The sequence below is a fragment of the Microbulbifer variabilis genome (genome assembly GCF_056232115.1).
This window is the reverse complement of sequence record NZ_CP174325.1, coordinates 452,048-474,108: the sequence shown is the minus strand read 5'-3', so window position 1 is coordinate 474,108 and position 22,061 is coordinate 452,048. Positions and strand designations below refer to the sequence as shown.

General features: G+C 51.8%; 19 protein-coding genes. 10 read left to right on the top strand and 9 right to left on the bottom strand.

Features of this window, described 5'->3' with window-relative positions; translation table 11 throughout:
• Positions 1-88: 88 nt before the first annotated feature.
• From ACJJI7_RS02070 to ACJJI7_RS02060, 3 genes are all read left to right on the top strand, one after another.
• The gene (locus ACJJI7_RS02070) at positions 89-538 is read left to right on the top strand and encodes a zinc ribbon-containing protein (RefSeq protein ID WP_020412510.1); all 450 of its coding nucleotides are present in this window, start codon (positions 89-91) and stop codon (positions 536-538) included.
• The gene (locus ACJJI7_RS02065) at positions 535-1,317 is read left to right on the top strand and encodes a YdcF family protein (protein ID WP_444901061.1); all 783 of its coding nucleotides are present in this window, start codon (positions 535-537) and stop codon (positions 1,315-1,317) included. The genes ACJJI7_RS02070 and ACJJI7_RS02065 overlap by 4 nt, the downstream gene beginning before the upstream one ends.
• A gap of 158 nt (positions 1,318-1,475) precedes the next feature.
• On the top strand, positions 1,476-1,889 hold the full coding sequence (locus tag ACJJI7_RS02060) for a hypothetical protein (protein WP_020412512.1): 414 nt from the start codon (positions 1,476-1,478) through the stop codon (positions 1,887-1,889).
• 9 nt (positions 1,890-1,898) lie between these two features.
• Here ACJJI7_RS02060 and ACJJI7_RS02055 read toward each other — a convergent pair whose 3' ends face one another.
• The 6 genes from ACJJI7_RS02055 to miaB form a co-directional block, all read right to left on the bottom strand.
• Positions 1,899-2,816, bottom strand: coding sequence for a TIGR01777 family oxidoreductase (locus ACJJI7_RS02055; protein ID WP_020412513.1), 918 nt, complete (start codon positions 2,814-2,816; stop codon positions 1,899-1,901).
• A gap of 138 nt (positions 2,817-2,954) precedes the next feature.
• Complete coding sequence (lnt, locus tag ACJJI7_RS02050) at positions 2,955-4,523, bottom strand: apolipoprotein N-acyltransferase (RefSeq protein ID WP_444901062.1); 1,569 nt, start codon at positions 4,521-4,523, stop codon at positions 2,955-2,957.
• Between the two features lie 125 nt (positions 4,524-4,648).
• The gene (locus ACJJI7_RS02045; RefSeq protein WP_020412515.1) at positions 4,649-5,542 is read right to left on the bottom strand and encodes a CorC family transporter; all 894 of its coding nucleotides are present in this window, start codon (positions 5,540-5,542) and stop codon (positions 4,649-4,651) included.
• Between the two features lie 69 nt (positions 5,543-5,611).
• Complete coding sequence (gene ybeY / locus ACJJI7_RS02040; RefSeq protein ID WP_020412516.1) at positions 5,612-6,082, bottom strand: rRNA maturation RNase YbeY; 471 nt, start codon at positions 6,080-6,082, stop codon at positions 5,612-5,614.
• Positions 6,083-6,099: 17 nt separating this feature from the next.
• On the bottom strand, positions 6,100-7,128 hold the full coding sequence (locus ACJJI7_RS02035; protein ID WP_026304992.1) for a PhoH family protein: 1,029 nt from the start codon (positions 7,126-7,128) through the stop codon (positions 6,100-6,102).
• Between the two features lie 208 nt (positions 7,129-7,336).
• Entirely contained in the window at positions 7,337-8,704 is a 1,368-nt protein-coding gene (gene miaB / locus ACJJI7_RS02030) for a tRNA (N6-isopentenyl adenosine(37)-C2)-methylthiotransferase MiaB (RefSeq protein ID WP_020412518.1), read from the bottom strand.
• 181 nt (positions 8,705-8,885) lie between these two features.
• On the opposite strand from miaB, the gene ACJJI7_RS02025 reads away from it, so the two are divergent.
• The 3 genes from ACJJI7_RS02025 to olsF all read left to right on the top strand — a co-directional run bounded on the left by ACJJI7_RS02025 (position 8,886) and on the right by olsF (position 11,981).
• Positions 8,886-9,218: a DUF1820 family protein gene (locus ACJJI7_RS02025; protein ID WP_211214910.1), complete on the top strand. Its 333-nt coding sequence runs from the start codon at positions 8,886-8,888 to the stop codon at positions 9,216-9,218.
• A 301-nt stretch (positions 9,219-9,519) separates the two neighbouring features.
• Positions 9,520-10,311 carry a UDP-2,3-diacylglucosamine diphosphatase gene (locus ACJJI7_RS02020; protein WP_444901063.1) on the top strand — a complete coding sequence of 264 codons (792 nt, stop codon included), beginning with the start codon at positions 9,520-9,522 and terminating at the stop codon, positions 10,309-10,311.
• Positions 10,308-11,981, top strand: coding sequence for a bifunctional ornithine lipid synthase OlsF (gene olsF / locus ACJJI7_RS02015; protein ID WP_353376001.1), 1,674 nt, complete (start codon positions 10,308-10,310; stop codon positions 11,979-11,981). The genes ACJJI7_RS02020 and olsF overlap by 4 nt, the downstream gene beginning before the upstream one ends.
• A gap of 75 nt (positions 11,982-12,056) precedes the next feature.
• On the opposite strand, the gene ACJJI7_RS02010 is transcribed toward olsF, so the two are convergent.
• Both ACJJI7_RS02010 and ACJJI7_RS02005 read right to left on the bottom strand, forming a co-directional pair.
• A complete protein-coding gene (locus tag ACJJI7_RS02010) occupies positions 12,057-13,334 on the bottom strand; it encodes an aspartate aminotransferase type Ic (protein WP_444901064.1) in 1,278 nt (425 codons plus the stop codon).
• Positions 13,335-13,477: 143 nt separating this feature from the next.
• Entirely contained in the window at positions 13,478-14,344 is an 867-nt protein-coding gene (locus ACJJI7_RS02005; RefSeq protein WP_020412524.1) for a DUF6279 family lipoprotein, read from the bottom strand.
• Positions 14,345-14,618: 274 nt separating this feature from the next.
• On the opposite strand from ACJJI7_RS02005, the gene nagB-II reads away from it, so the two are divergent.
• Together nagB-II and nagA are read left to right on the top strand one after the other, a co-directional pair.
• On the top strand, positions 14,619-15,617 hold the full coding sequence (gene nagB-II, locus ACJJI7_RS02000; protein WP_020412525.1) for a glucosamine-6-phosphate deaminase NagB-II: 999 nt from the start codon (positions 14,619-14,621) through the stop codon (positions 15,615-15,617).
• A gap of 48 nt (positions 15,618-15,665) precedes the next feature.
• Positions 15,666-16,793 carry an N-acetylglucosamine-6-phosphate deacetylase gene (nagA, locus tag ACJJI7_RS01995; RefSeq protein WP_282952595.1) on the top strand — a complete coding sequence of 376 codons (1,128 nt, stop codon included), beginning with the start codon at positions 15,666-15,668 and terminating at the stop codon, positions 16,791-16,793.
• Between the two features lie 27 nt (positions 16,794-16,820).
• On the opposite strand, the gene ACJJI7_RS01990 is transcribed toward nagA, so the two are convergent.
• Positions 16,821-17,906 (bottom strand): LacI family DNA-binding transcriptional regulator, encoded by a 1,086-nt coding sequence (locus ACJJI7_RS01990; protein WP_444901065.1) that lies wholly within the window; start codon positions 17,904-17,906, stop codon positions 16,821-16,823.
• An 819-nt stretch (positions 17,907-18,725) separates the two neighbouring features.
• Between ACJJI7_RS01990 and edd the strand changes: the two genes are divergently transcribed.
• Complete coding sequence (gene edd / locus ACJJI7_RS01985) at positions 18,726-20,543, top strand: phosphogluconate dehydratase (RefSeq protein WP_020412528.1); 1,818 nt, start codon at positions 18,726-18,728, stop codon at positions 20,541-20,543.
• 51 nt (positions 20,544-20,594) lie between these two features.
• A complete protein-coding gene (zwf, locus tag ACJJI7_RS01980; RefSeq protein ID WP_020412529.1) occupies positions 20,595-22,055 on the top strand; it encodes a glucose-6-phosphate dehydrogenase in 1,461 nt (486 codons plus the stop codon).
• Positions 22,056-22,061: the final 6 nt, after the last annotated feature.

Here is a 22,061-nt window from a genome sequence, read left to right as displayed (position 1 = left end):
TCTGCAATCCATAGGATTGATCGCGATCAATTGCTGTCTCCAGGGCATCCATTAGGATGCGTAAACGCGAGATTATAGGAGGGATACCGTGACGAAGGAACCAAAGTTGCCGCCGAAGGATGATCTAGCCGATGAGTTTCGCGAGGATCTGGAGAATCTGGTTGAGGGTGAGCTGGCAGTTGAAGACCTAACCGCGAATAAAGTCGCCTTCCTGCGTGCCTGGTTAAAGGATGACCTTCATCGTGCTTCTGATTATCTCCAAGGCCTTGGCGGCGAGTTGCGTACATTGGAAGAGCGCAGTGGCGATTGGCTGCTGAATGCGGCAGACCCGACGGAAACGGCCTGGCCCAACCTGATGCGCTGTATTCGTGAGGGAAAACCCTGGGCCCTGGCTGGCGAATATGTGGGTGCTGATGAGGAGCTGCAGTGCTTGGGGTGTGGCTACCGCGCTCTCCCACCAGAGAATACACAGATCACACCGTGCCACCGCTGTGGCTATGGTTGCTTTCGACAAATAGAGGGCGGTCTTGAATATTGATTGAATTTCATACGTTTATGACCAACCTGCTAATGCCGCCTTTGGCACCTATGTTGGGGTTAGTGCTGGCGTTTTTACTACGATTTCTGCCTGAAGGATCCCTGCTGGGGAAAGTTTCCCTACCGCTGGCACTGGTTTCATTTGTTGTGCTCTGGATGAGTGCCACTCCGGCTTTTTCGAATTGGCTGGGAAAGCGCCTGGGGGCTGCACCGGACCTTGCGGGTTTTTCTCCTGAGGCAGTCATAATCCTGGGTGGTGGGCGCTATAGAAACGGGGAATCGGGCAGTGAACGTCTGTCGGCCGCTAGCCTGGAGCGTGTTCTGTGGGCTGCTGAACAGGCGCCAGGGGGGGTGCCAATTTTGGTTTCCGGAGGGCGTGTCTATCGAAATGAGCGAGCGGCTGAGTCTCAAATGATGGAGTCCCTACTGGAGGGAAAATTGGCTCGCTCTGTGAGTTGGCGTGATGATTGCAGTCGTACTACCGCAGAGAATGCAGTAAACAGCGCTGAGATATTGCGTGCAGCGGGTGTGAAACGTATTGTCCTGGTCACCCACTGGTGGCATATGCCCCGTGCAGCAGCTGTGTTCAATAAAGCCGGCTTAGTAGTAAAGCCGCTTCCTGTTGGCAGTGCTGAAGAATTGTTGCCGCGGGCTCAGGAGGGTTTGCTACGCTGGGTTCCCAGTGCGGCAGCCCTGTTGCAAACACAGACTTACTGGCGGGAATTACTGGGGCAGGCGTGGTACAGCATTAGGCCATTGCCGCCAACCAGAAAATGTTGAGGAACTTTTATATCAAAGGAATTTCAGAGGCCTACAGGATAAGAGGTAACAGGCGTCGAGCAAGAGAAAGTACTCTTGAATGCTAGTTGCACCGGATTTAGGATGACTGGCGCCACAGGACTAACCCACTGATTATTTTTTAACATGGAATGGCGACTGTGGATTACAAACATAACAATAAACGAGATAACCTTAAGATGAAGGGCATCCCGGTTTCTTTTACTCCCATCCAATTACACAACCGCTTGAATCGAGCGGTTTGGGTTGGCTTCAAGCGCGTAGAACAGGATGGGCGAACTCTATTATTTCTTAGTGCCGGCGCGGAGAGTGGCGCTCAACTCAGCAAGAATTTTGAAACCTTCGCCGGGCAAATTGTCCGCGAGTACCGCTTTAACCCATCAGAGGTGGAGTTTATCGAGCTGCGCGAGAGAGCCGGTGAATCCCAGTGGTATCGATGGCACGCCCAGTGGGTAGGGTCCGCACCAATGGAGTGCCACGGGGATTTGGTAACTAGCGAATCCAGTCGTCGCTACCTATCGGAGGCGTTGGAGAGCAGTATGGCGGCTGCCTGAAGCTGTGCCCTAAGCCTGCGCTCTATTGGCTGCATTGCCGCCGTTCAGAAGGTCGGCAAGGGCCTGTTCCAAAGTGGGAAACTGGAAACTGTAGCCGTTGTCCAGAGCGGTGCGCGGCTCCACCCGCTCACTGGCCAGTAGCAGCTCCTCTGCCATATCTCCGAAGAGTGTTTTAAGCAACCACGCAGGCGAACGCATAAAGGATGGACGATGCAGCTGTTTGGCCAGCAATCTGGAAAAGCTGTTATTGGTTACCGCTTCGGGAGCACTGGCATTGAATGTTGTGCACAGGTGCTTGTCAATCGCATGTAGCATTAACCCCACCTCATCCTCCTCGTGAATCCAGCTCATCCAGTGTTCCCCGGAACCCATAGGCCCACCAAGACCAAGGCGGAAAGCTGGTAACATCTGTGGCAGGGCTCCGCCACGGGTGGAGAGTACAATAGCAGTGCGGATGATCCCGACACAGATTCCTGCTCTTTGCAGGGGAAGTGTTGCCTCCTCCCAGTCGCGACATAATTGAGCAGAAAACCCTCCTCCGGGAGGACTGTCCTCCCTAAGAAGTTCGCCACCACGGTCCCCGTAGTAACCAATTGCTGACCCGGAAAGGAAGTAATCTGGACGTTTCCTCTGAGTTAGGGCCCAGCGCACTAACTTCTCTGTGGTTTTTAATCGGGAGTTGCGAATTTCGGTCCTGCGCCTCTCACTCCAACGGCGGGAGATTGGTTCGCCCGCCAAATTTACTACCACATCAACTGCGTGTTTAACCTCTTCGGGTTCACTAATTGCTTCGACCGCCTCCCCGCAGAGTGTGCGCACCTTATCTGGCTGGCGGCTAAGAACTGTGATTGTGTCGCCGCGGGCGAGCCAGCGTTGGCAAAAAAGTCTGCCTATCAGGCCTGTGCCACCACTGATTAAACAATGCATACAAAGGCATCCCTGCCAAATTTTTACCGGTAATTTGAATGCAGCATAGCAGCCCGGTGCTGCTGGCGGCCGTAGGGTTGGTCCTGGCCCAGGAAGAATATCTGGGCGTGGGATTGAGAGAGTGAATTTGGGGTCGGTTTACTGGTCAGTGGCCTCACCGGTGATAGGGCTACCGGTCTTAACGACCTTCTTACGACGTAGAATGATTGCCAAGGCCAACATTGGCAAAGCCAGGGCAAATACGATAGAGATCCCGGTCAGCATAAATGGGGTGGAGCCGCGCATGGCACGAATGTCACCGGTCATATTGGCTTGCTCAAATTGTGGCAACTGCTCAAGGATCTGCCCGCGGGGGTTCACTATTGCCGTCATTCCGGTATTGGTGCCGCGTACCAGATAGCGACCAGTTTCCAGGGCTCGCATCTGTGCCATTTGCATATGCTGCAATGGGCCGATGGAATCACCAAACCAGGCGTCGTTGCTAATGGTGAGTAGCACCTGAGCGGAAAGGGCGCTACTGGCTACCAGACGTGGGTAAACGATCTCATAGCAAATTAATGGTGCCCAGCTGGCCCCTCCGGCATTCAGTGGGCTTTGCTCATCAGGCCCTGAGCTAATGAAGGAAGTGGGCAAATTAAAAAACTCGATGGTACCCCGGATAAAATCTTCCAGGGGGACATACTCACCAAAAGGTACCAAGTGACGTTTATGGTAGACACTGGGGTTCCGGCCATATACTGCAGCTGAGTTGTGTATGACATTGCCACTCTGGTCAGGGTCGCGTCTGTCAAAGAGAATTCCACTGATCAGGTCGATTCCGGTTTTTTCTGCATTGCGCTGTAATGCCCGCATTAGATTTGGAGCTTGGCCATAGAGCATGGGCAGTGCGGCTTCAGGCCAGATAATCACATCCACATCTTTGTCACTCAGGGCACGGGTGCCGTCTTGATAGCGGCTGATGGTTTCACCGCGAAACTCGGGCAACCACTTCTTTTCCTGTGGAATATTCGCCTGCACCAGGCCGACTGTGATAATTCCGCCTTCAGGGCGAGTCCATTCTACATTGGCCAGGGTGGCACCTATTGGCCAGGTAATTAGCGCGGCACCGAGCAATGCTATATGGCTGCGTTGTTTGAGAGGCACCAAACGACCACTGACTGCCAGGGCGAGTACTGCTGCGCTGAACGCGAGTATTAAACCGACGCCGTAAACACTCAGTACCGGGGCCCAGCCCGACAACCAGGTTTCCAGATGTGCATAACCAGAGAATAACCAGGGAAATCCGGTGAACATCCAGCTGCGGAACCACTCGCTGATAAACCAGAGGGCGGCAAAGGCCAGGGCAAAGCTGAATTTGTTATCGGTAAAACGGCCAAGGAAATAGAAGGGAGCGGCCAGCAATGCCGCCATCAGGGCAACGAATCCACCGGTAAGGGCCGCTCCTAATGGGGGGGCGGCGTTACCGAAGTTTGTAATAGAAACGTAAACCCAGGAGCCCCCGCTGGCAAACAGCCCCAGGCCAAAACAGAACGCCAGCCACAGGGCGCGACGCCCCTTTATTACCTTTCCCCCTGATGCTTGCAGGTAAACCCATGCAAGCAGGGTCAGGGACAGCAGTCCGCATACCCAGTAATTAAACGGGGCGAACGACAGTGTCATTAAGCCGCCGGCAGCGGCGCTGGTGATAGGAAAAAGTAATCTTCGCATAAATTCGCTTAGCTGATGCCGGACACAAGTGCCAGCGGATCGAATCTCTCTACCCCCAACACAGAGCGGGGAGCGCAGTCTTTGGCCCTCTCCCGGCGGTGGTCTGCGAGGAGTCGCGTCCTGGGTCAGTCCTCTTCTGGTGGTTTGCGCATATGCGCTACGCGCAGTAGGTGGATCTGTCGGCTGTCTGCATAAAGTACCCGGAACATAAAGTCGCCTAAACGGGTGACCTCATCGCGGCCAGGTAAATGACCGAAAGATTGCATAATCAAACCGCCAACCGTATCGAATTCTTCATCGCTAAATTCGCATTCGAAAAATTCATTGAACTCTTCAATAGGGGTAAGCGCTTTAACGATATAGTCATTGTCGCCAACCCGACGGATAAAGCTGTCTGCTTCTTCTTCGTCGGTTTCATCTTCGATTTCACCGACAATTTCCTCAAGAATATCTTCAATCGTGACAACGCCGGAGACTCCGCCATATTCGTCGATCACGACCGCCATATGGTACCGGTTCTCGCGGAATTCGCGCAGCAGGATATTTAGGCGTTTACTTTCGGGAATAATATTGGCGGGGCGAATAATATCTTCGAGCTGGAATTCGCCGACGCCTTTGAGGAGTAAAGGCAGCAGGTCCTTGGCCAGAAGAATTCCGCGGATATCGTCAATGCTTTCACCGACAACCGGGAAGCGGGAGTGGCCTGACTCAATAATTTTGGGCAAGAATGTTTCAGGCTTGTCCTCCAGTCCCACCACCACCATTTGCGAGCGGGGAATCATGATCTCCCGAACCTGCTGGCTGGAAACGTCCAGGGCACCCTCAATGATGGATAGTGCCTCAGCATCGACCAGCTGGTTGTCAGCTGCGTCTTTAATAATATCCAGCAATTCGTCGCGGGATTTTGGCTCAGCAGAAAATGCGCTGAACAATTTTTCCAGCCAGTTTTTTTCACTCGATCGGGGTTTGTTTGAAGAGTGACTACTTGGGGGCTCGTCAGTGGTCATGGAAGTGGCCATGCTCCGGGTATCTCTCGTCTCTTGCTAATTAATTACAGTTAATCGGTAACTTTGGCTGGGCCTGGGTAGTTACCCCGCCTCTTCCAAAGGGGCATAGGGGTCGGCATAGCCTAGCCCTGTCAATAGTTTTGTCTCCAGCTGTTCCATAACCTCGGCCTCGGCGTCTTCTATATGGTCATAGCCCAGAAGGTGCAGTGTGCCATGGACCAGCATATGTGCCCAGTGCGCCGAGATCGATTTGCCTTGTTGGTCCGCTTCCATTTGTACAACTGGTGCACAGATCACAAGGTCTCCCAACAAGGGGAGATTCAGCTCCGCTGGAAAGTCGGTATGAAAGGATAAGACGTTGGTCGGTTTATCCTTACCTCGATACTGGCTGTTGAGCTGCTGGCTTTCCTCTTCGTCGACAATACGCACAGCGAGTTCCGCTTCTTCACGGTGGTCGGTCAGTGCCGTGATTATCCAGGCGCGAATATCTTCATCGGAGGGCAGGCCTGTACAGCGGCTGACCCGCTGTACATCGAGAGTTAAATCAATCATATGGGTACGACGAAACCTCAGGCGGCATTCTCGCCAGCCTTGTTGGAGACGTCCATTTCCCGATCAGCCTCATGGATATCGTAAGCTTCCACAATACGCTGAACCAGTGGGTGGCGTACCACGTCTTTGGCGCCGAAATGAGTAAAGCTGATACCGTTGACTTTGCCGAGCACTTCAACAGCGTGGCGCAGGCCCGATGCCTGACCGCGGGGCAGGTCTACCTGGCTGGGGTCCCCTGTGATTACTGCGGTGGAACCGAAACCAATTCGCGTCAGGAACATCTTCATCTGCTCGCGAGTGGTGTTCTGGCTTTCGTCAAGAATGACAAAGGCATTATTCAGGGTGCGTCCCCGCATATAGGCCAGTGGTGCTACTTCGATCACATTGCGTTCGATAAGCTTGCCAACCGTCTCAAAGCCGAGCATCTCGTAGAGAGCGTCGTACAGGGGGCGCAAGTAAGGGTCTACCTTCTGGCTTAAATCGCCAGGCAGAAAACCCAGTTTTTCCCCGGCTTCCACCGCCGGGCGCACCAGCAGAATGCGCTCTACCTGGTCCTTGAGCAGGGCCTCAACTGCGCAGGCCACTGCCAGGTAGGTCTTGCCGGTGCCAGCTGGGCCTATGCCGAAATTGATATCATTGGACTGAACGGCATGCACATACTTGCGTTGATTCAGCCCGCGCGGGCGCACGGAACACTTCTTAGTGCGAATTAAGACTACTTGGTCGACTTCTGAGGAACCTTCCTCATCGCCTTTATTGAGCAGTTCCTCGACGCCTGCCTGCTGCAGGGCCAAGTGAATCTCATCGGGCGTAAGGTGGTTTTGGGAGTCGGTTTCCTTGTAGAGAAAGCTCAGCAGTTCACCTGCAGCCTTGGCAGGCTTAGGTTCGCCATAGATGGCAAATTGGTTGCCACGATTGCGGATCTCAATATCCAGTCGTTGTTCAATTTGGCGTAGATGTTGGTCAAATTGGCCGCAGAGATTTGCGAGACGGCGGGCGTCGTTGGGTTCGAGAGTAATGCTGTGAGCTAGGGTATGAGTTTCCAAATTGGTTTCCGGCACCTTAATCTGTAGGGTTCATTGCTAGGGTATACCCATTTTCCCCGTATGGGAAAGTCTTGAGTGCTACCAATAGGTTCTAACTTTACCTGATTTTAATTACGTCTTGTAATTTAGCCAGGTTATAAGGGGCAGTTTGGCGGCAAGATGTGTTTTTAAAAAGCATCTTGCCGATGGTAAGGCTGTCTGTAGTGGCTTAGAACAGAGCCTCTTCCAATTCTGAAGTGACCAGTGTGCCACGTAATGAGTTAGGCAAGGCCTCCTCGATTACCACATCGGCAAACTTACCGATCAATGCCAAGTTATCGGCACGGAAATTGACTACACGGTTATTTTCCGTGCGCCCTTGTAATTGTCCCGGGTCTTTCTTGGAGACGCCAGTGACCAGAACCCGCTCAGTATTGCCCACCATACGCCGGGCGATGGCTGCGGCTTGTTGGTTGATACGGTTTTGCAGCAGCTGCAGGCGCTCTTTCTTCAGGTCTTCTGGAGTGTCGTCCGGCAAGTCTGCTGCCGGCGTACCCGGGCGCGGAGAGTAGATGAAGCTAAAGGAAATATCGAAGCCTACCTCCTGGATCAGGTTCATGGTGGCTTCGAAGTCCCTGTCGGTTTCACCAGGGAAGCCGACAATAAAGTCAGAAGACAGGCAGATATCTGGGCGTATCTTTTTCAGGCGGCGGATCTTGGACTTGTATTCTAAAGCTGTGTGGCCGCGTTTCATGGCCATTAGGATACGGTCTGAGCCACTTTGCACCGGAAGGTGGAGGTGGCTAACCAGTTCTGGTACCTGCGCATACACATCGATCAGGGCATCGGAGAACTCAACCGGGTGTGATGTTGTGTAGCGAATACGGTCGATACCATCGATTGCCGCTACATAAGTAATTAGCTCGGCAAAATCTACCTCGTGACCGTCTTCACCAGTGGCGCGATAGGCATTTACATTCTGGCCCAGCAGGTTGACTTCGCGTACTCCCTGGTCCGCCAGGTGCGCAATCTCTTCCAGTACATCGGTAACTGGACGGCTCACTTCCTCTCCGCGGGTATAGGGAACCACACAGAAGGTGCAGTACTTGGAACAACCTTCCATAATAGAGACGAAGGCGGTAGCGCCGTCAGCTTCTGGTTGGGGCAGTCGGTCAAATTTCTCGATTTCAGGGAAACTGATATCTACGACGACCACGCCATTTTTCTGCTCTTTGGTTTCCATCATCTCTGGCAGGCGATGCAGGGTTTGCGGACCGAAAATCAGGTCGACATAGGGCGCACGCTTGGCGATTGCCTCGCCTTCCTGGCTGGCCACACAGCCTCCGACGCCGATAACCAGCTCGGGGTTTTTTTCCTTGAGGCGTCTCCAGCGACCCAGCTGGTGGAATAGTTTTTCCTGGGCTTTCTCGCGAATAGAACAGGTATTGACCAGTAGCACATCCGCCTCTTCAGGGTCGTCGGTGGGTACCATGGCGTGTGACTCGCCGAGCAGATCGCGCATCCTGGCGGAATCGTACTCATTCATTTGGCAGCCGTGGGTTTTGATGTATAGCTTTTTAGCCGGTGTATCGGACATATTGTGCCTGATTAAAAACTGGTCAATTAAACGGGTGGGGCATTATAGCGACAGGACCAGGCACTGCATAGATGGCTATATTAGCCCTTGAGAACCTGTGCTATTCTTGCGCGCTTTTTCGGGCTTTGCCCGCTTTCTGAACAATTTCGAGCTTCGGGGTATTCCCCATCCTGAGAAACTTATGGCCAACCCGATATATAAAGTGATTTTCCACAACCAGAGCCAGGTGTATGAACTCTATGCCCGGGCTATTTATCAGAGTGATATGTACGGCTTTATCGAAGTCGAAGAGTTTGTATTTGGGGAGAAGGCCCAGCTGGTTGTAGACCCCAGTGAAGAAAAGCTGAAAACAGAATTTGCTTCGGTAACTCGCTCCTATATCCCGATGCACAGTATTGTGCGTATCGATGAAGTGGAGAAAGAGGGAACTGGTAAAATTGTCGAGGTTAAAGGCGATAAAGTTGCAAAATTCCCCTTTGCGCCGCCCATTCGTCATCCCCAGGACACCGAATAATCTTCCCTCCTTTTACCGAGTCAGCGGGCCTTGGGCCAGGCTGATTCGGGCGCCTAAAGCCCTCGCAGTCTAGCGGGTTTCACTGCAATATAAGCTTCAATAAAAATCCTCGTGACTGTCATCAAATCGCTGCAAAGTGATTGCCAGGGCGATCAGCGACCTTATTTCCATTGCTTGATCGCAGCTTGCGAACTATCGCCTGCAATCCTGGCTGAGTGGAAATGAGCTGAAGTTCACTCCCATTCTGTTGGTAGAGGCAATTGATCGCAGCTAATAACTGGTCAAATGCTGGAACCTTTCTATGAGCAATCGCTACCGCGCGCTGTGGATATCCGATGTCCATTTGGGTAGTAGAGACAGTGAGCCCCATCGTTTGGCGGATTTCCTGGCGCAAAATCGAGCCGAAACGGTTTATCTGGTGGGTGATATTTTTGATATGCATGCCCTGTCCCAAGGGCGAGGCACCTGGTGTCAGGCATCCAGCATGTTATTGGGGATGCTCTCTGAGTTGAGTAATGAGATTCCGGAAGTGATTTATATCCCCGGAAACCACGATGCACCCATGCGCAGCTGGTCAGGTAAGCGCCTCGGCAATATCCGTATAGAGCGTGACTGGGTACATACGGCCTGTAATGGTCGCCGTTACTGGGTCACTCATGGGGATCAATTTGAACACCATATAAAAATGCACCCGGTGAGCTATCACATTGGGGATCGCAGTTATTACCTGATGCTGCGTTTTAATCGTTGGATAAATTACTGGCGCAGCCGCTTCGATAAGCCTTGGTGGTCCCTGGCCAGCCAGATAAAAAACCGGGTGGGTGCGGCTAGGCAAATGATGAGCGACTTCGAAGATATTGCCGCGATATCAGCGGTAAATCGTGGCGTGGATGGTGTGATTTGTGGACATATCCATCGCCCCGCGCTACGGGAAAAAAAGATCGGGGAGGGCATTGTGACTTATGCCAATTGTGGTGACTGGGTTGACTCTATGAGCGCGGTGATTGAACAGCACGACGGTAGCTTGGAGTTGTTGCACTGGTACAGGGCACCAAAAATTGCCAGCATAATGACGGAGGTGGTGGCAGCATGATCCAATTGGAAGCACTCCTACAAAAAAATGCTTGGTATAGCGCTGCGCCGCAAAAACCAACCCGTAAAATTGTCTCCGCAACTCTGAAAAAAATCTGTTGTGAAGAGCGGATTGTGGAGTTTGGTCGAAACTATCCACATCTGGGAGGGCTTGATTTTATTCGGCAGCTCTTTAGTGAATTGGATTTTCGCTATGAACTGAATCCCTCTGAGCTGGAAAGGATTCCGGTCAATGGACCGCTGGTTATCGTAGCCAACCACCCGCTGGGCAGTCTCGATGGGCTCGCTCTGATTGATATGGTGGCCCGGGTGCGCAAGGATGTCCGTGCGGTGGCAAGTCAGTTGCTGTGGAATATAAAACCGTTACGCCCCTATTTCCTGCCTGTGGATAATTTCCGTGGACGCACCCGCCGTGCAGATGTGCAGGGAATTTATGAATACCTGGAAGAAGGGGGGGCGATTATTATTTTTCCCGCCGGGGAAGTATCGCGCTTTAGCCCGCAGGGGGTGCGTGACGGTCGGTGGAATCCGGGCTTCGTGCGCTTCGCAGAAAGAGTCAATGCTCCAATTCTTCCTGTACAGGTGCTCGGCAGAAATTCCTGGTGGTTTTACGGTCTGTCCATGCTGAATAAACCTCTTTCAACACTCTGGTTGATCCGGGAGATGTTTAAGCAGGAGAGACGCGGTATTGATATACGGATTGGCCATCCGCTTGAGGCGGAGCATTTCCGCAGCTGGCCGCTGACCCCTCGGGCCCAGGCGGCACTTTGGCGAAAGCATGTTTACAAACTGCAGAGTTCGCCGGCACCTCTTGGTCCAGAATTGATTGCGCCGGCTGAATCTCAGTCGGAGGTGGCGCATGTAATTGATAACTGTGAGGTGTTGGCCGAACAGGGAGCGTTTTCTGTACGTCTTTACCGGCAGAGGGCAGATTGTCCAGTGATGCGAGAGTTGGCAAGGGTGCGTGAGGTAGCTTTCCGTTCCGTGGGTGAGGGTACGGGGCAAAGCCGGGATTGGGATTGCTTTGATGCTCACTACGATCATCTGCTTTTATGGGACCATGAGTATCAGGTAATTGCAGGGGCCTATCGCATAGCAAGTACAGAGTCTCTGGGCGAGAGTGAAATTTATAGCAGCACTCTGTTCAATTACCCTCTGCCACCCAGTCAATGCCTGCCTGGGTCGGCAGAGTTGGGACGCAGTTTTCTGCTACCTCAATATTGGCGCGGGCGCGGCCTCGATTTACTTTGGACCGCGATCGGCCAGTGGGTGTTGCGCAGTAAAGTGCGTTATCTTTTCGGACCGGTATCAATGCCGGGAACATTTTCGGTGCGTGCCAAGTCCGCAATTGTGCGCTATTTTTCCCATTATTTTTCCCCAGAGAATCCTCTCGGTGATGCTCGATTGCCTTTCTTACAGGCTGGTGAACCCCTGCCTGATCTTTCGGGGGATTCTGTTTTGGACATGCGCCAGCTAAAGCAGGTGCTACGTGAAGAGGGGGTGGTTTTGCCACCTCTTTTTAAAAAATATGCTGCCTTGACCAAACCGGGCGGAACCAGTTTTCACGCTTTCAATATTGACCCGGAATTCTGTGATTCTGTTGATGGACTTGTGGTGGTGGACCTTCATTTGGCTGACGAGAAATTCGCTAAACGATATTTGGCTAGCTGATTTAATTCCTCAATAAAAAGGCGGCCCTATTGGCCGCCTTTTTATTGGTATTTTCTACGTAGCTGTATTTAAGGGTTAAGCCAGTTTCTGCAACTGTTGTCGTATGCTCGCAAGTTTTACACAGAGAACAAATACAGCCATGGCGGTGTCGAGTTCGTCCAGAGGGGGGAAGCTTGGTGCAATACGGATATTGCTGTCTTCAGGATCCTTTCCGTAGGGGAAGGTGGCGCCTGCTGGTGTAAGTTTGACTCCGGCATCGGCAGCCAGTTTTACCACCGCTTTTGCACAACCCGGGCGGGTATTGAAAGAAACAAAGTAACCACCCTCGGGCTTTTCCCATCGACCAAGGTCAGTATCGCCGAGTCCATTTTGCAGGTGTTCCAGCACACACTCAAACTTAGGTTTGAGAATATCAGCATGTTTATGCATATGGTCTTTTAAGGTCGTGTGCTCGGCAAAAAATCGGGAGTGGCGTAGCTGATTTACCTTGTCTGGGCCGATAGTCATAGCCTGCATCTGCTGTTTTAAAGAATCCAGGTTGGCGCTACTCGCACTGACAAACGCGACCCCAGATCCCGCGTGGGTCACTTTGGAGGTGGAAGCAAACTGCAATACAGAATCTACGGTGTCATTTTCCAGAGTTGCAGAACGGATGCTGGGGAGGCCCACATAGTGACCGAGATCGTGCACTGAATAGGCATTGTCCCAGAAAATACGAAAACCAGGGTTTGCCGTATGTCCCAATTGTGCCAAGCGCTCGACGGTTTCTGGGCTGTAAGTAATGCCTGTGGGGTTGGAGTACTTGGGAACGCACCAGATGCCGATTATATCGCCATTTTCCTTGACATGTTTTTCCACGGCATCCATATCGGGCCCTCCCTCCCCCATGGGGATATTAATCATGCCAATGCCAAGTTGCTCACAAATTGTAAAGTGACGATCGTAGCCAGGTACTGGGCATAGAAATTTGGGCTCTTTTAGTTCCCTCCAGGGAGTGGTGCCGGCAAAGCCGAATAGGTAGCCGGTCATAACTGCGTGATACATCAGAGTGAGGGAACTGTTACCACAGGCGATAACCTCCTCTGTGGGTACCTGCAACATGTCAGCACCCAGCTCACGCGCACAGGTGAGGCCAATCAGGCCACCATAATTACGAGTGTCAGTGCCATCGGCGGCACGGTAATCGGCAGAGAGAATCCCATCAAGCTTATCGGATAAGTTCAGTTGCTCCGCTGAAGGTTTGCCCCGGGTAATATCCAAGTTCAGTTCATGTTGGCAAATGCGTTCGTAGTGGGCGCTTAATTCCTTTTCCCATTCCGTAAGTTGGGCGCTATTAGCGGATTCAATATGCACGTAATTTCCCCTGGCAGGTCACTGGAGTTGGCGAGCTTAGCAGCCTATATGCAGATTCGTCAGCCCTGTTTAGGCACAGAATGAATAGTTTCTTTTGAATCTACTTTGGTTCTAGGAATTGGGGCTGTAATTAGGGGGGGATGCTATTGACTGGCGAGGGTGCGGAAGTCTTGTGCATATTCTCTCAATGTATTGCTGAGGTGACTTCTTTGCGCTGGGCTGGTACTTAATAATATTTGCTTGGCCAACTCACGTGCTTGCTGTTTGCGTTTCTCTTGTGCCTGTTGATATTGTGGCGACCAGAGCTGCTCTGGATTCAGGAGTAGGCTACGCAGTTTGTCCAGATAATCCGTCGGCTTTGTTCGCAATAACTCCATGGCTTTTGCTTGCCAGAGTAGCCTTTGCTCACTGCGTTGCATGGGGTTGTATTCCATCTTGGATACCATAGCCGCAATCAGGTTTTTTTGTTCTTCTGTCAGGCTGCCAAGCCACCGGACGCTTTCCTTGCGGATCTGCTTGTCCCGTTTACGCCGGATTTTTTCTGGGGATTGCTGCCATTTCTTCAGTTTTTTTTGATCTTCTTTCAGAAGATTGCCTTGTAATTCATCAACTTGCTCATCATTGAGCTGCGCGGCAATAGGCAATAGTAAGTTGTAAGCATTTTCGCTGGCAGAATTTAGGAACAGCTCAACCTGTTTCTCCACAGGCTCCAACTGAGGATTCTCCAAACCGCCCTCATCAACTCTGTCTGCCAGATTGGTGAGGAAATCGGCGTAGCGGGGTAGCTGTGTTTGCCGGTGCCACCGAAAGAAGCTTTGTAATGCAGCTTGAAGTTCGCCTTTCTGTATCCTGTCCAGATTAACGTAGTCGTTAGCCTTCCAGCGTATCCAGTAATCGACGTTGTTGTAGACAAATTGAATACTGGAGCAGCTACTGATTAATAGAAGGGTGACAATTAGCGCGACATTGCGCCAGAAAACAAATGTTGGCGTACCAGCTGGCTTTGCCATCGACTCTTTCCTGTGGAAATTGTTCGGCCGCTGCCGATGGGTCAATCCCAAGCATAGATGATGAACTATTGGCCTGTGATGTGGCGCCTTAAAGATTGTGCATACAGTGAATACAGCACCTTGCTGGCAGGGGTATATGCTAATGGCAAACCATAGTGCTAATTAGGTATGGCCTGTGTGTGGCCAGCATTTAGACTAGTTGTTGCAGCACTGTTTTTTTGTCCTGTGCAAGGCGCAAAGCCGCGCAAAAATATCATCGCGAGTGGAGTTCGGCATGGCTACCACCTTAATGGAAGTCGAGGCTCGGGAGGCTCCGGCAAGAATTGCTGAGCAGCTACAGAATAATGCAGGGATTATGGCGTACCTCGGTGAACGCCTGCGCGCGCAGCCCCCGCGCTTTGTCATGATTGTGGGACGCGGGTCCTCCGATCATGCCGGCGTTTTTGCTAAGTATCTGATTGAAATTGAAACGGGGACGCCTACCTTTGCTGCGGCACCCTCTGTTTCCAGTGTTTATGGGCGAAAGCTGAAGTTGGAAGGCGCGCTTGTGCTGGTGATATCTCAATCGGGTCGCAGCCCGGATATCCTTGCCCAGGCACGTATGGCAAAGGAGTGTGGCGCCTTTACCGTGGCATTGGTGAATGATGAGGAGGCGCCGATTGGGGATATTGTCGATCAGGTGGTCCCTTTAAAGGCAGGGCCGGAAAGGGCTGTGGCGGCAACCAAAAGTTATCTGGCGACTCTGTCTGCTGTTTTGCAGTTGGTGGCATTCTGGACTGGAGATCAAGCTTTAAAAGAGGCTCTGGAGAAATTGCCGGATACTCTGGAGGCTGCCGTACGCGCGGATATCCAGCTGCGTCCTGAAGATTTGGCTGCGGTGCAAAATCTGGTAGTACTCGGCAGGGGGCCCGGCTATGGAATCACGCGTGAATTGGCGCTTAAGCTAAAGGAAGTGTGCAACATTCATGCAGAGTCTTTCTCCAGTGCCGAGTTTTTACATGGCCCTGTCACTTTGGTTGAAGATAAATTGACCGTGGTGAATGTCCCCATTGAAGATGAATCTTTCAGATGCCATAGCGAACAAATCGATGACATTATCCGGCGGGGCGGTGCCCTGATTAATTTGCATGTGCCGAGTAAAGGTGTGCACCCGCGAGTAGCGCCATTGGCACTATTGCAGCGCTTTTATATTGATGTTGCCCATGTAGCGGTGAGCCGGGGTATTAATCCAGATGAACCCGCGGGGCTGAAGAAAGTTACCCATACCGTGTAATAATTTGCCCGTAAACCCGCCGTGGGGAGATTAAGTGAGGAGGGGAGCGTGGGTTTTGCCCTGGTAGCAGAGCGATTATTTGATGGTGAGGAGATCCTTGAGGACGTGGCACTGGTTGTCGGTGATGACGGGCGAATTGTTTCTCTTGGAGGTGTTGCGCCAGCACACGCCCAGTATGTCCACGGCTTGATAGCTCCGGGTCTAGTGGATATACAGGTTAACGGTGGTGGTGGTGTACTGTTTAATCAGGAGCCTGGTGTCGAGGCACTGCGAACAATAGGGAAAGCTCATGCGCAATTTGGTACCAGTGCATTTCTCCCCACCTTGATTACTGACCGTCTCGACGTAATGCAGCTCGCTGCCAGTGCAGTCAGCGAGGCCCTTCGGCAGGAAATTCCTGGAGTTATCGGTATTCATTTTGAGGGGCCACATCTGAGTGTGCCTAAAAAAGGCACCCATGAGCAATCATTTATTCGCCCTCTGAGTGATGCCGAATGGGCCCTATATGCACGCGACGACCTGGGAATAAAAGTTGTTACCCTGGCTCCGGAAACCGTACCGGTGGAGGATATCCATCGGCTGGTATCTATGGGAGTCTGTGTATGCTTGGGGCACTCCAATTCGGATGGGAAAACCGCGCTTGCTGCGCTGGAAGCCGGAGCGTCAGGGTTTACCCACCTATATAACGCCAAGTCGCCACTGCACTCACGCGAACCGGGTATGGTGGGCACAGCCTTGATCAGGGATGAGGCCTGGTGTGGCTTGATCGCCGATGGTCATCACGTTTGTGTCGAAGCAATGAAACTTGCCTTAAAGGCCAAGCCCCGAGGCAAATTAATATTGGTTACTGATGCGATGCCTTTGGTGGGCAGTGATGCGCTTAGTTTTCCACTGTTTGATCGGGTGGTGACTCGGGAGAGAGATAAGCTGACCTCCAGTACCGGGGAACTGGCCGGCTCGCACTTGGATATGAGTGGTGCAGTACGCAATATTTGTCGCTGGTGTCATTTGAAGATTGAAGAGGGGTTGCGCATGGCAAGCCTCTACCCAGCGCAGTTCCTGGGCCTGCATATGGGCAGAATCTCACTTGGCAGTAGAGCTGACATGATCCTGCTTGATAAAGATATACAGGTACAGAAAACCTGGATTGGCGGTTACCAGGTTTTTACCAGGTAACCTCAGTGTTTGCTGAATTGGGAGGAGTCATCTTCTGGCATTTTTTTGCGGAGCGGCTCCAGTGGATTCACGCACGACCAGCTTTGGGGTGAAGTAGCAGCCAGTATTGCTTTTCTGCTTAGTTGATTTTGCGCCATTCTTTTCTTTTATGCCCTTTTCCTCACAGCTCTTGAAGTGAATACGCTCCAGGGTCAGTTCCGCTGCGCGCTGGGCGATTTCCTCGTTAGGCTGGTGAGCGGTGGTGAGTTTTGGCCATGTTTGGCGTGAAAAAGGGCTATCCTCAAAACCGGCAATAGACAGCTGTTCTGGAACGTCAATATTGAGCATGCGTGCCGCAAACAGTGCGCCAGCGGCAATCTCATCATTGCCGGCAAAAATTGCTGTCGGCGGTTCGCCAGACTGCAACAGCTTAGTGGCACTTTTTACGCCGGAATCAAAAGAGTATTCCCCCTGTTCAACTAGCTGCTCATCGAAAGGTAATCCAGCATTTTGGAGGGCCTTCTTGTAGCCCTCCAGGCGTCCCTGGGTGGAAAAGTGCTCAGTACCCCCGCTTAGGTAAGCAACGCGTTTGTGCCCAAAATCCAGCAGGTGTTGCGTGATTGCAAAAGCGGCGGCGGTGTCATCGATCAGGATGCAATTACTTTCCGCCACTTTGTGGCCGTGAGATGAGACAATACGTACAAACTCTACATCCATAGCTTTGAGCGTATTGATTACCTCCTGGCTTTCTGAAAATGGGGGGGTTAGCACCAGTCCCGCGACTCTGCTCTGCTCCACCAGGCGGCGCAACTCCTCATGAATGGTACTGGATTGGGCATTGCTGGGGTGTATCAGCAATTCGTAGCCCTGTGCCCGACACGCATCGAGTATGCCATTTTGCATATCGATGACGTAGTAAGCGTTGGGATTATCGTAGATAAAACCGATTGAGTAAGAGTGTGTTCCGGCCAGGTTGCGTGCAGCCAGGTTGGGGCGGTAATTCAGTGCTTCCACCACCTCGAGAACCCGCGCTCTGGTGCTTGAGCGAACTGAGGGTTCATTGTTTATGACCCGTGAGACGGTCTTTATCGATACGCCGGCTCGCTCCGCCACGTCATTGATAGTGACTTTCATTGATACCGATCCTTCCTGCGGGAACTCTCCCTTGAGACTGCCTGGTTACTAGTTTGGCAGTAGTTGGCCCTCTGCCTCCACCAGGCAAAGATTCTAGCAGTGCCTTACCGTCATTCACCGTTCAGGTGTCAGAGCCTTTTTTGGCTCACTCTGTGAATACCTTTAGTTTGTGTAAATTTCTTACAGTTTGACTGCCGTGTCGATAGTAGCGACTTTGATTAACTCGCCGTTACTCCCTTTAAGATTGGTATTTTAGAGGTGTATGACGCCATTTTTAATGTACTTAGCTCTTTCTCCTGAATTCTATGTGTGAGTACTTGAATTTTTTTGTAGTTTTACTACATAATTGGCGCAAATTAAGGTTGGGCTGCCTTTAAGTGGGTTTTGGAGGTTCGCTGGGCGTTAAAAGCTTCTACCCCGGAACAGGGGAGGAGGTGGCTGCCACATAGCCCAACTAACATGCCAGCTGGCCAAGCTGAATATTGCAGGCTGTGGAGTTTTGGTCGGAAAGTGGATGGTTTTCAGTAAAACGGTGCTCTTAGAGGCTAGGAACTGGTCTCTTAGTTTCAAACCTATTTTTTTTATGAAATAAATTTTTAATCTTTATCGCAGTGGCGCAAATAGATTTTTTTACTTTTAGCGCTGTTGCCGGGTGATAGATCTGCAGCCGCACTACAACCGAATAGTTGGGATGGGACTCCCTCAATTGGACTGCCTATTCAAGGATGGATGTTTAGCGGTGGTTGAAATATCGCCGGAGTACGACCTGGGCTAATTGGGCCTTTGTCGGTGTTAAAGCAAAATTAATACGGAATAGTCATGGTTCACAGCAAGGTTCAGGCAGTTACCGATCGCATAACCCGGCGGAGCGAGGAAACCCGTGCCCAATATTTGGCACAGGTTGAAAAAGCGCATATTGAGGGCCGGGCGGCTGCGCACCTGTCGTGTGGCAATTTGGCCCATGCAATTGCGGCCTCTCCAGAAAAGGAAAAGCAGCTTATCGCCTCAGGGCGAGGCCCTAATCTGGGGATTGTAACCGCCTATAACGACATGCTTTCAGCGCACCAGCCCTACGGTACCTATCCCGCACGCCTCAAAGAAGCAGCGGCTCGTCATGGTGCCACTGCCCAGGTAGCAGGGGGGGTGCCCGCCATGTGTGATGGTGTCACCCAGGGGCGCCCGGGTATGGAGCTGAGCCTTTTTTCCCGCGATGTGATTGCCATGTCCACAGCCGTAGCCCTGTCCCATGATGTATTTGAGGGCGCTATGTTCCTCGGCATTTGTGACAAGATTGTGCCCGGCCTGGTGATAGGTGCCCTGGCCTTCGGCCACTTGCCATCCATTTTTATTCCTGCAGGCCCAATGCCTACGGGGCTTTCCAATGCAGAAAAAGTTCGAGTGCGTCAGCTCTATGCTGAGGGCAAGGTTGGTCGTGAAGAATTACTGGAAGCGGAGAGCGCCTCTTATCACAGTGCTGGTACTTGTACTTTCTATGGCACCGCCAACAGCAATCAGATGCTAGTGGAAATTATGGGGCTGCAGTTACCAGGCAGTTCTTTTGTTAATCCGGGGACTGGTCTGCGTGATGCCCTGAATGAAGCCGCGGTGGCGCAGCTAGCCCAAATTACTGAGCCCAGTCAGCACACACCAATCGCTAAAATTCTTACCGAAAAGGCTTTTGTAAATGGTGTAGTTGGCCTTCTGGCTACAGGCGGCTCTACCAATCATACCTTACACCTAGTAGCTATGGCCCGCGCCGCAGGTATTCAGCTGACCTGGCAGGATATGGCAGATCTCTCTGAAGTGGTGCCCTTGCTGTGTCATGTGTATCCGAATGGCAGTGCTGATATCAACCACTTTGCTGCGGCTGGTGGTATGCAATTCCTGATTCGTGAGCTGCTCTCCGCGGGGCTCCTGCACGGCGATGTACACACAGTACTGGGCGACACCGGACTCAAACCCTATTGCAATGACCCCTTCTTTAACGATGCGGGTGATGGTGTGGTATGGCGTCCAACTGCGGAAGAGAGTGGCGATACTTCCGTTATTCGCCCGGTTAGTGATCCTTTCTCTCACCACGGTGGCCTGCAGTTGCTCGAGGGTAACCTGGGACGCAGCGTGATTAAGGTATCGGCGATTAAGCCGCAGCACCTCAAAGTCAAAGCCCCCGCAATTGTCCTGCATAACCAGGATGAACTGTTGGAGAGGTTCAAAGCAGGTGAGTTGGAACGGGATTTTGTTGCGGTTGTGCGCTTTCAGGGCCCTCAGGCTAATGGCATGCCGGAATTGCACAAATTAACTCCGACCTTGGGGGTGTTGCAAGACCGCGGTTTTAAAGTAGCACTTGTTACCGATGGGCGCATGTCAGGAGCTTCGGGGAAAGTACCTGCAGCTATTCATATGTCACCAGAAGCGGTTGAAGGTGGCCCCATCGCCAAGGTACGCGATGGCGATATTATCGAGCTGAATTCGGAGGCTGGTGTTCTGCAGGTACATGTGGATGAAGCGGAATTTGCCGCACGTGAAGCTGCACAGTGTGATCTGTCTGAAAATGCACGGGGCATGGGTCGAGAACTCTTTGCCAATATGCGCGCGATCGCCAGTGGTGCAGAGAGCGGTGCCAGTATTCTTTACTAATTAACGCGGTGCTTATTGGCACTGCAGCAATACGAGCTTAGAGCGAAATTTATGCTTAACCCTTTTGATATGGTGTTGTTTGGTGGCGGTGGCGATCTTGCGTTGCGCAAGTTAATACCAGCCCTGTACCGCGCATACAGGGAGGGCAGCCTGGTGAATGGTTGCCGTGTTCTTCCCGTATGTCGCCGCCGGGAAGATGCCGATCAATATTTAACGACTGCTCACCAAGCGCTAAAGCAGTACTTGCGTGAAGGTGAGTACAGTGATTCCAGTTGGGATGGCTTTAGCCAACTGCTGCGTCCAATAGCATTGGATATCGCTGTTCCCAATGAGCAGTGGGAGCATCTGGCAGATATTCTCGGTACAGATCCAGAGCGGGTACGTATTTTTTACCTGGCAATTCCTCCTGCGGTATTTGGTCCCTGCTGTGAAAACCTCTCTATCAAGGGATTGATTAGCAAAAACTCCCGAGTAGTTGTTGAGAAACCCTTGGGTTATAACGCGCAGACCTCTGACGAAATTAATAGCAAGATTGCCAGTTACTTCCCGGAAAATAATATTTTCCGCATTGACCACTACCTGGGTAAGGAAACTGTACAAAACCTGCTGGCGCTGCGTTTCAGCAATGTACTGTTTGAGCACTTGTGGGATGCCAAGAGCATTGATCATATCCAGATTAGTATTTCTGAAACCGTTGGTCTCGAAGGTCGCGCCGGTTTTTATGACGAAACCGGAGCCTTACGCGATATGGTGCAAAACCACCTGTTGCAGTTGTTGTGCCTGATTGCAATGGAATCGCCTAATACCATGTCCGCGAAAAATATCCGTGCGGAAAAAATTAAAGTGCTGGAAGCCTTGCGCCCACTTACCGGATTGGAAGTGGACAAAAATGTAGTTCGTGGACAGTACATAGCTGGTGACATTGATGGACAGCAAGTGCCTGGATATCTGGATGAACTGGAAGGCGGTGTCAGTTCCACGGAAACATTTGTCGCAATCCAGGCGCATATCGATAGTTGGCGTTGGGCTGGCGTGCCTTTCTATTTGCGGACTGGCAAGCGTATGGAAAAACGTTGTGCAGAAATTGTGGTGCAGTACAAAAACGTATCCCACCACGTCTATGACGAAAGCGCCGGCAAAGTTATTCCCAATCGCCTGGTTATTCGCCTGCAGCCCGAAGAGAGCATCAAGTTGGTGCTAATGGCCAAGAAAATGGACAGCCTTACTACTGAACTACAGCCAGCGGAACTGAATTTAACTCTTTCGGATACTTACGACAGCTTCCACAGCGATGCCTACAAACGTTTGATGCTGGATGCAGCGGCGAATAATTCGGCTCTGTTTATTCACCGTGATGAAGTGGCAGCAGCCTGGGCTTGGGTCGATCCAATTATTGAACACTGGCGAGAGACTAATAACCAGCCAAAAGATTATATCGCTGGTAGCTGGGGTCCGAAGGAATCTAGTGAATTACTGGCCCGTAGTGGCCGTCACTGGTTTAACGCCAAGTAATGATTA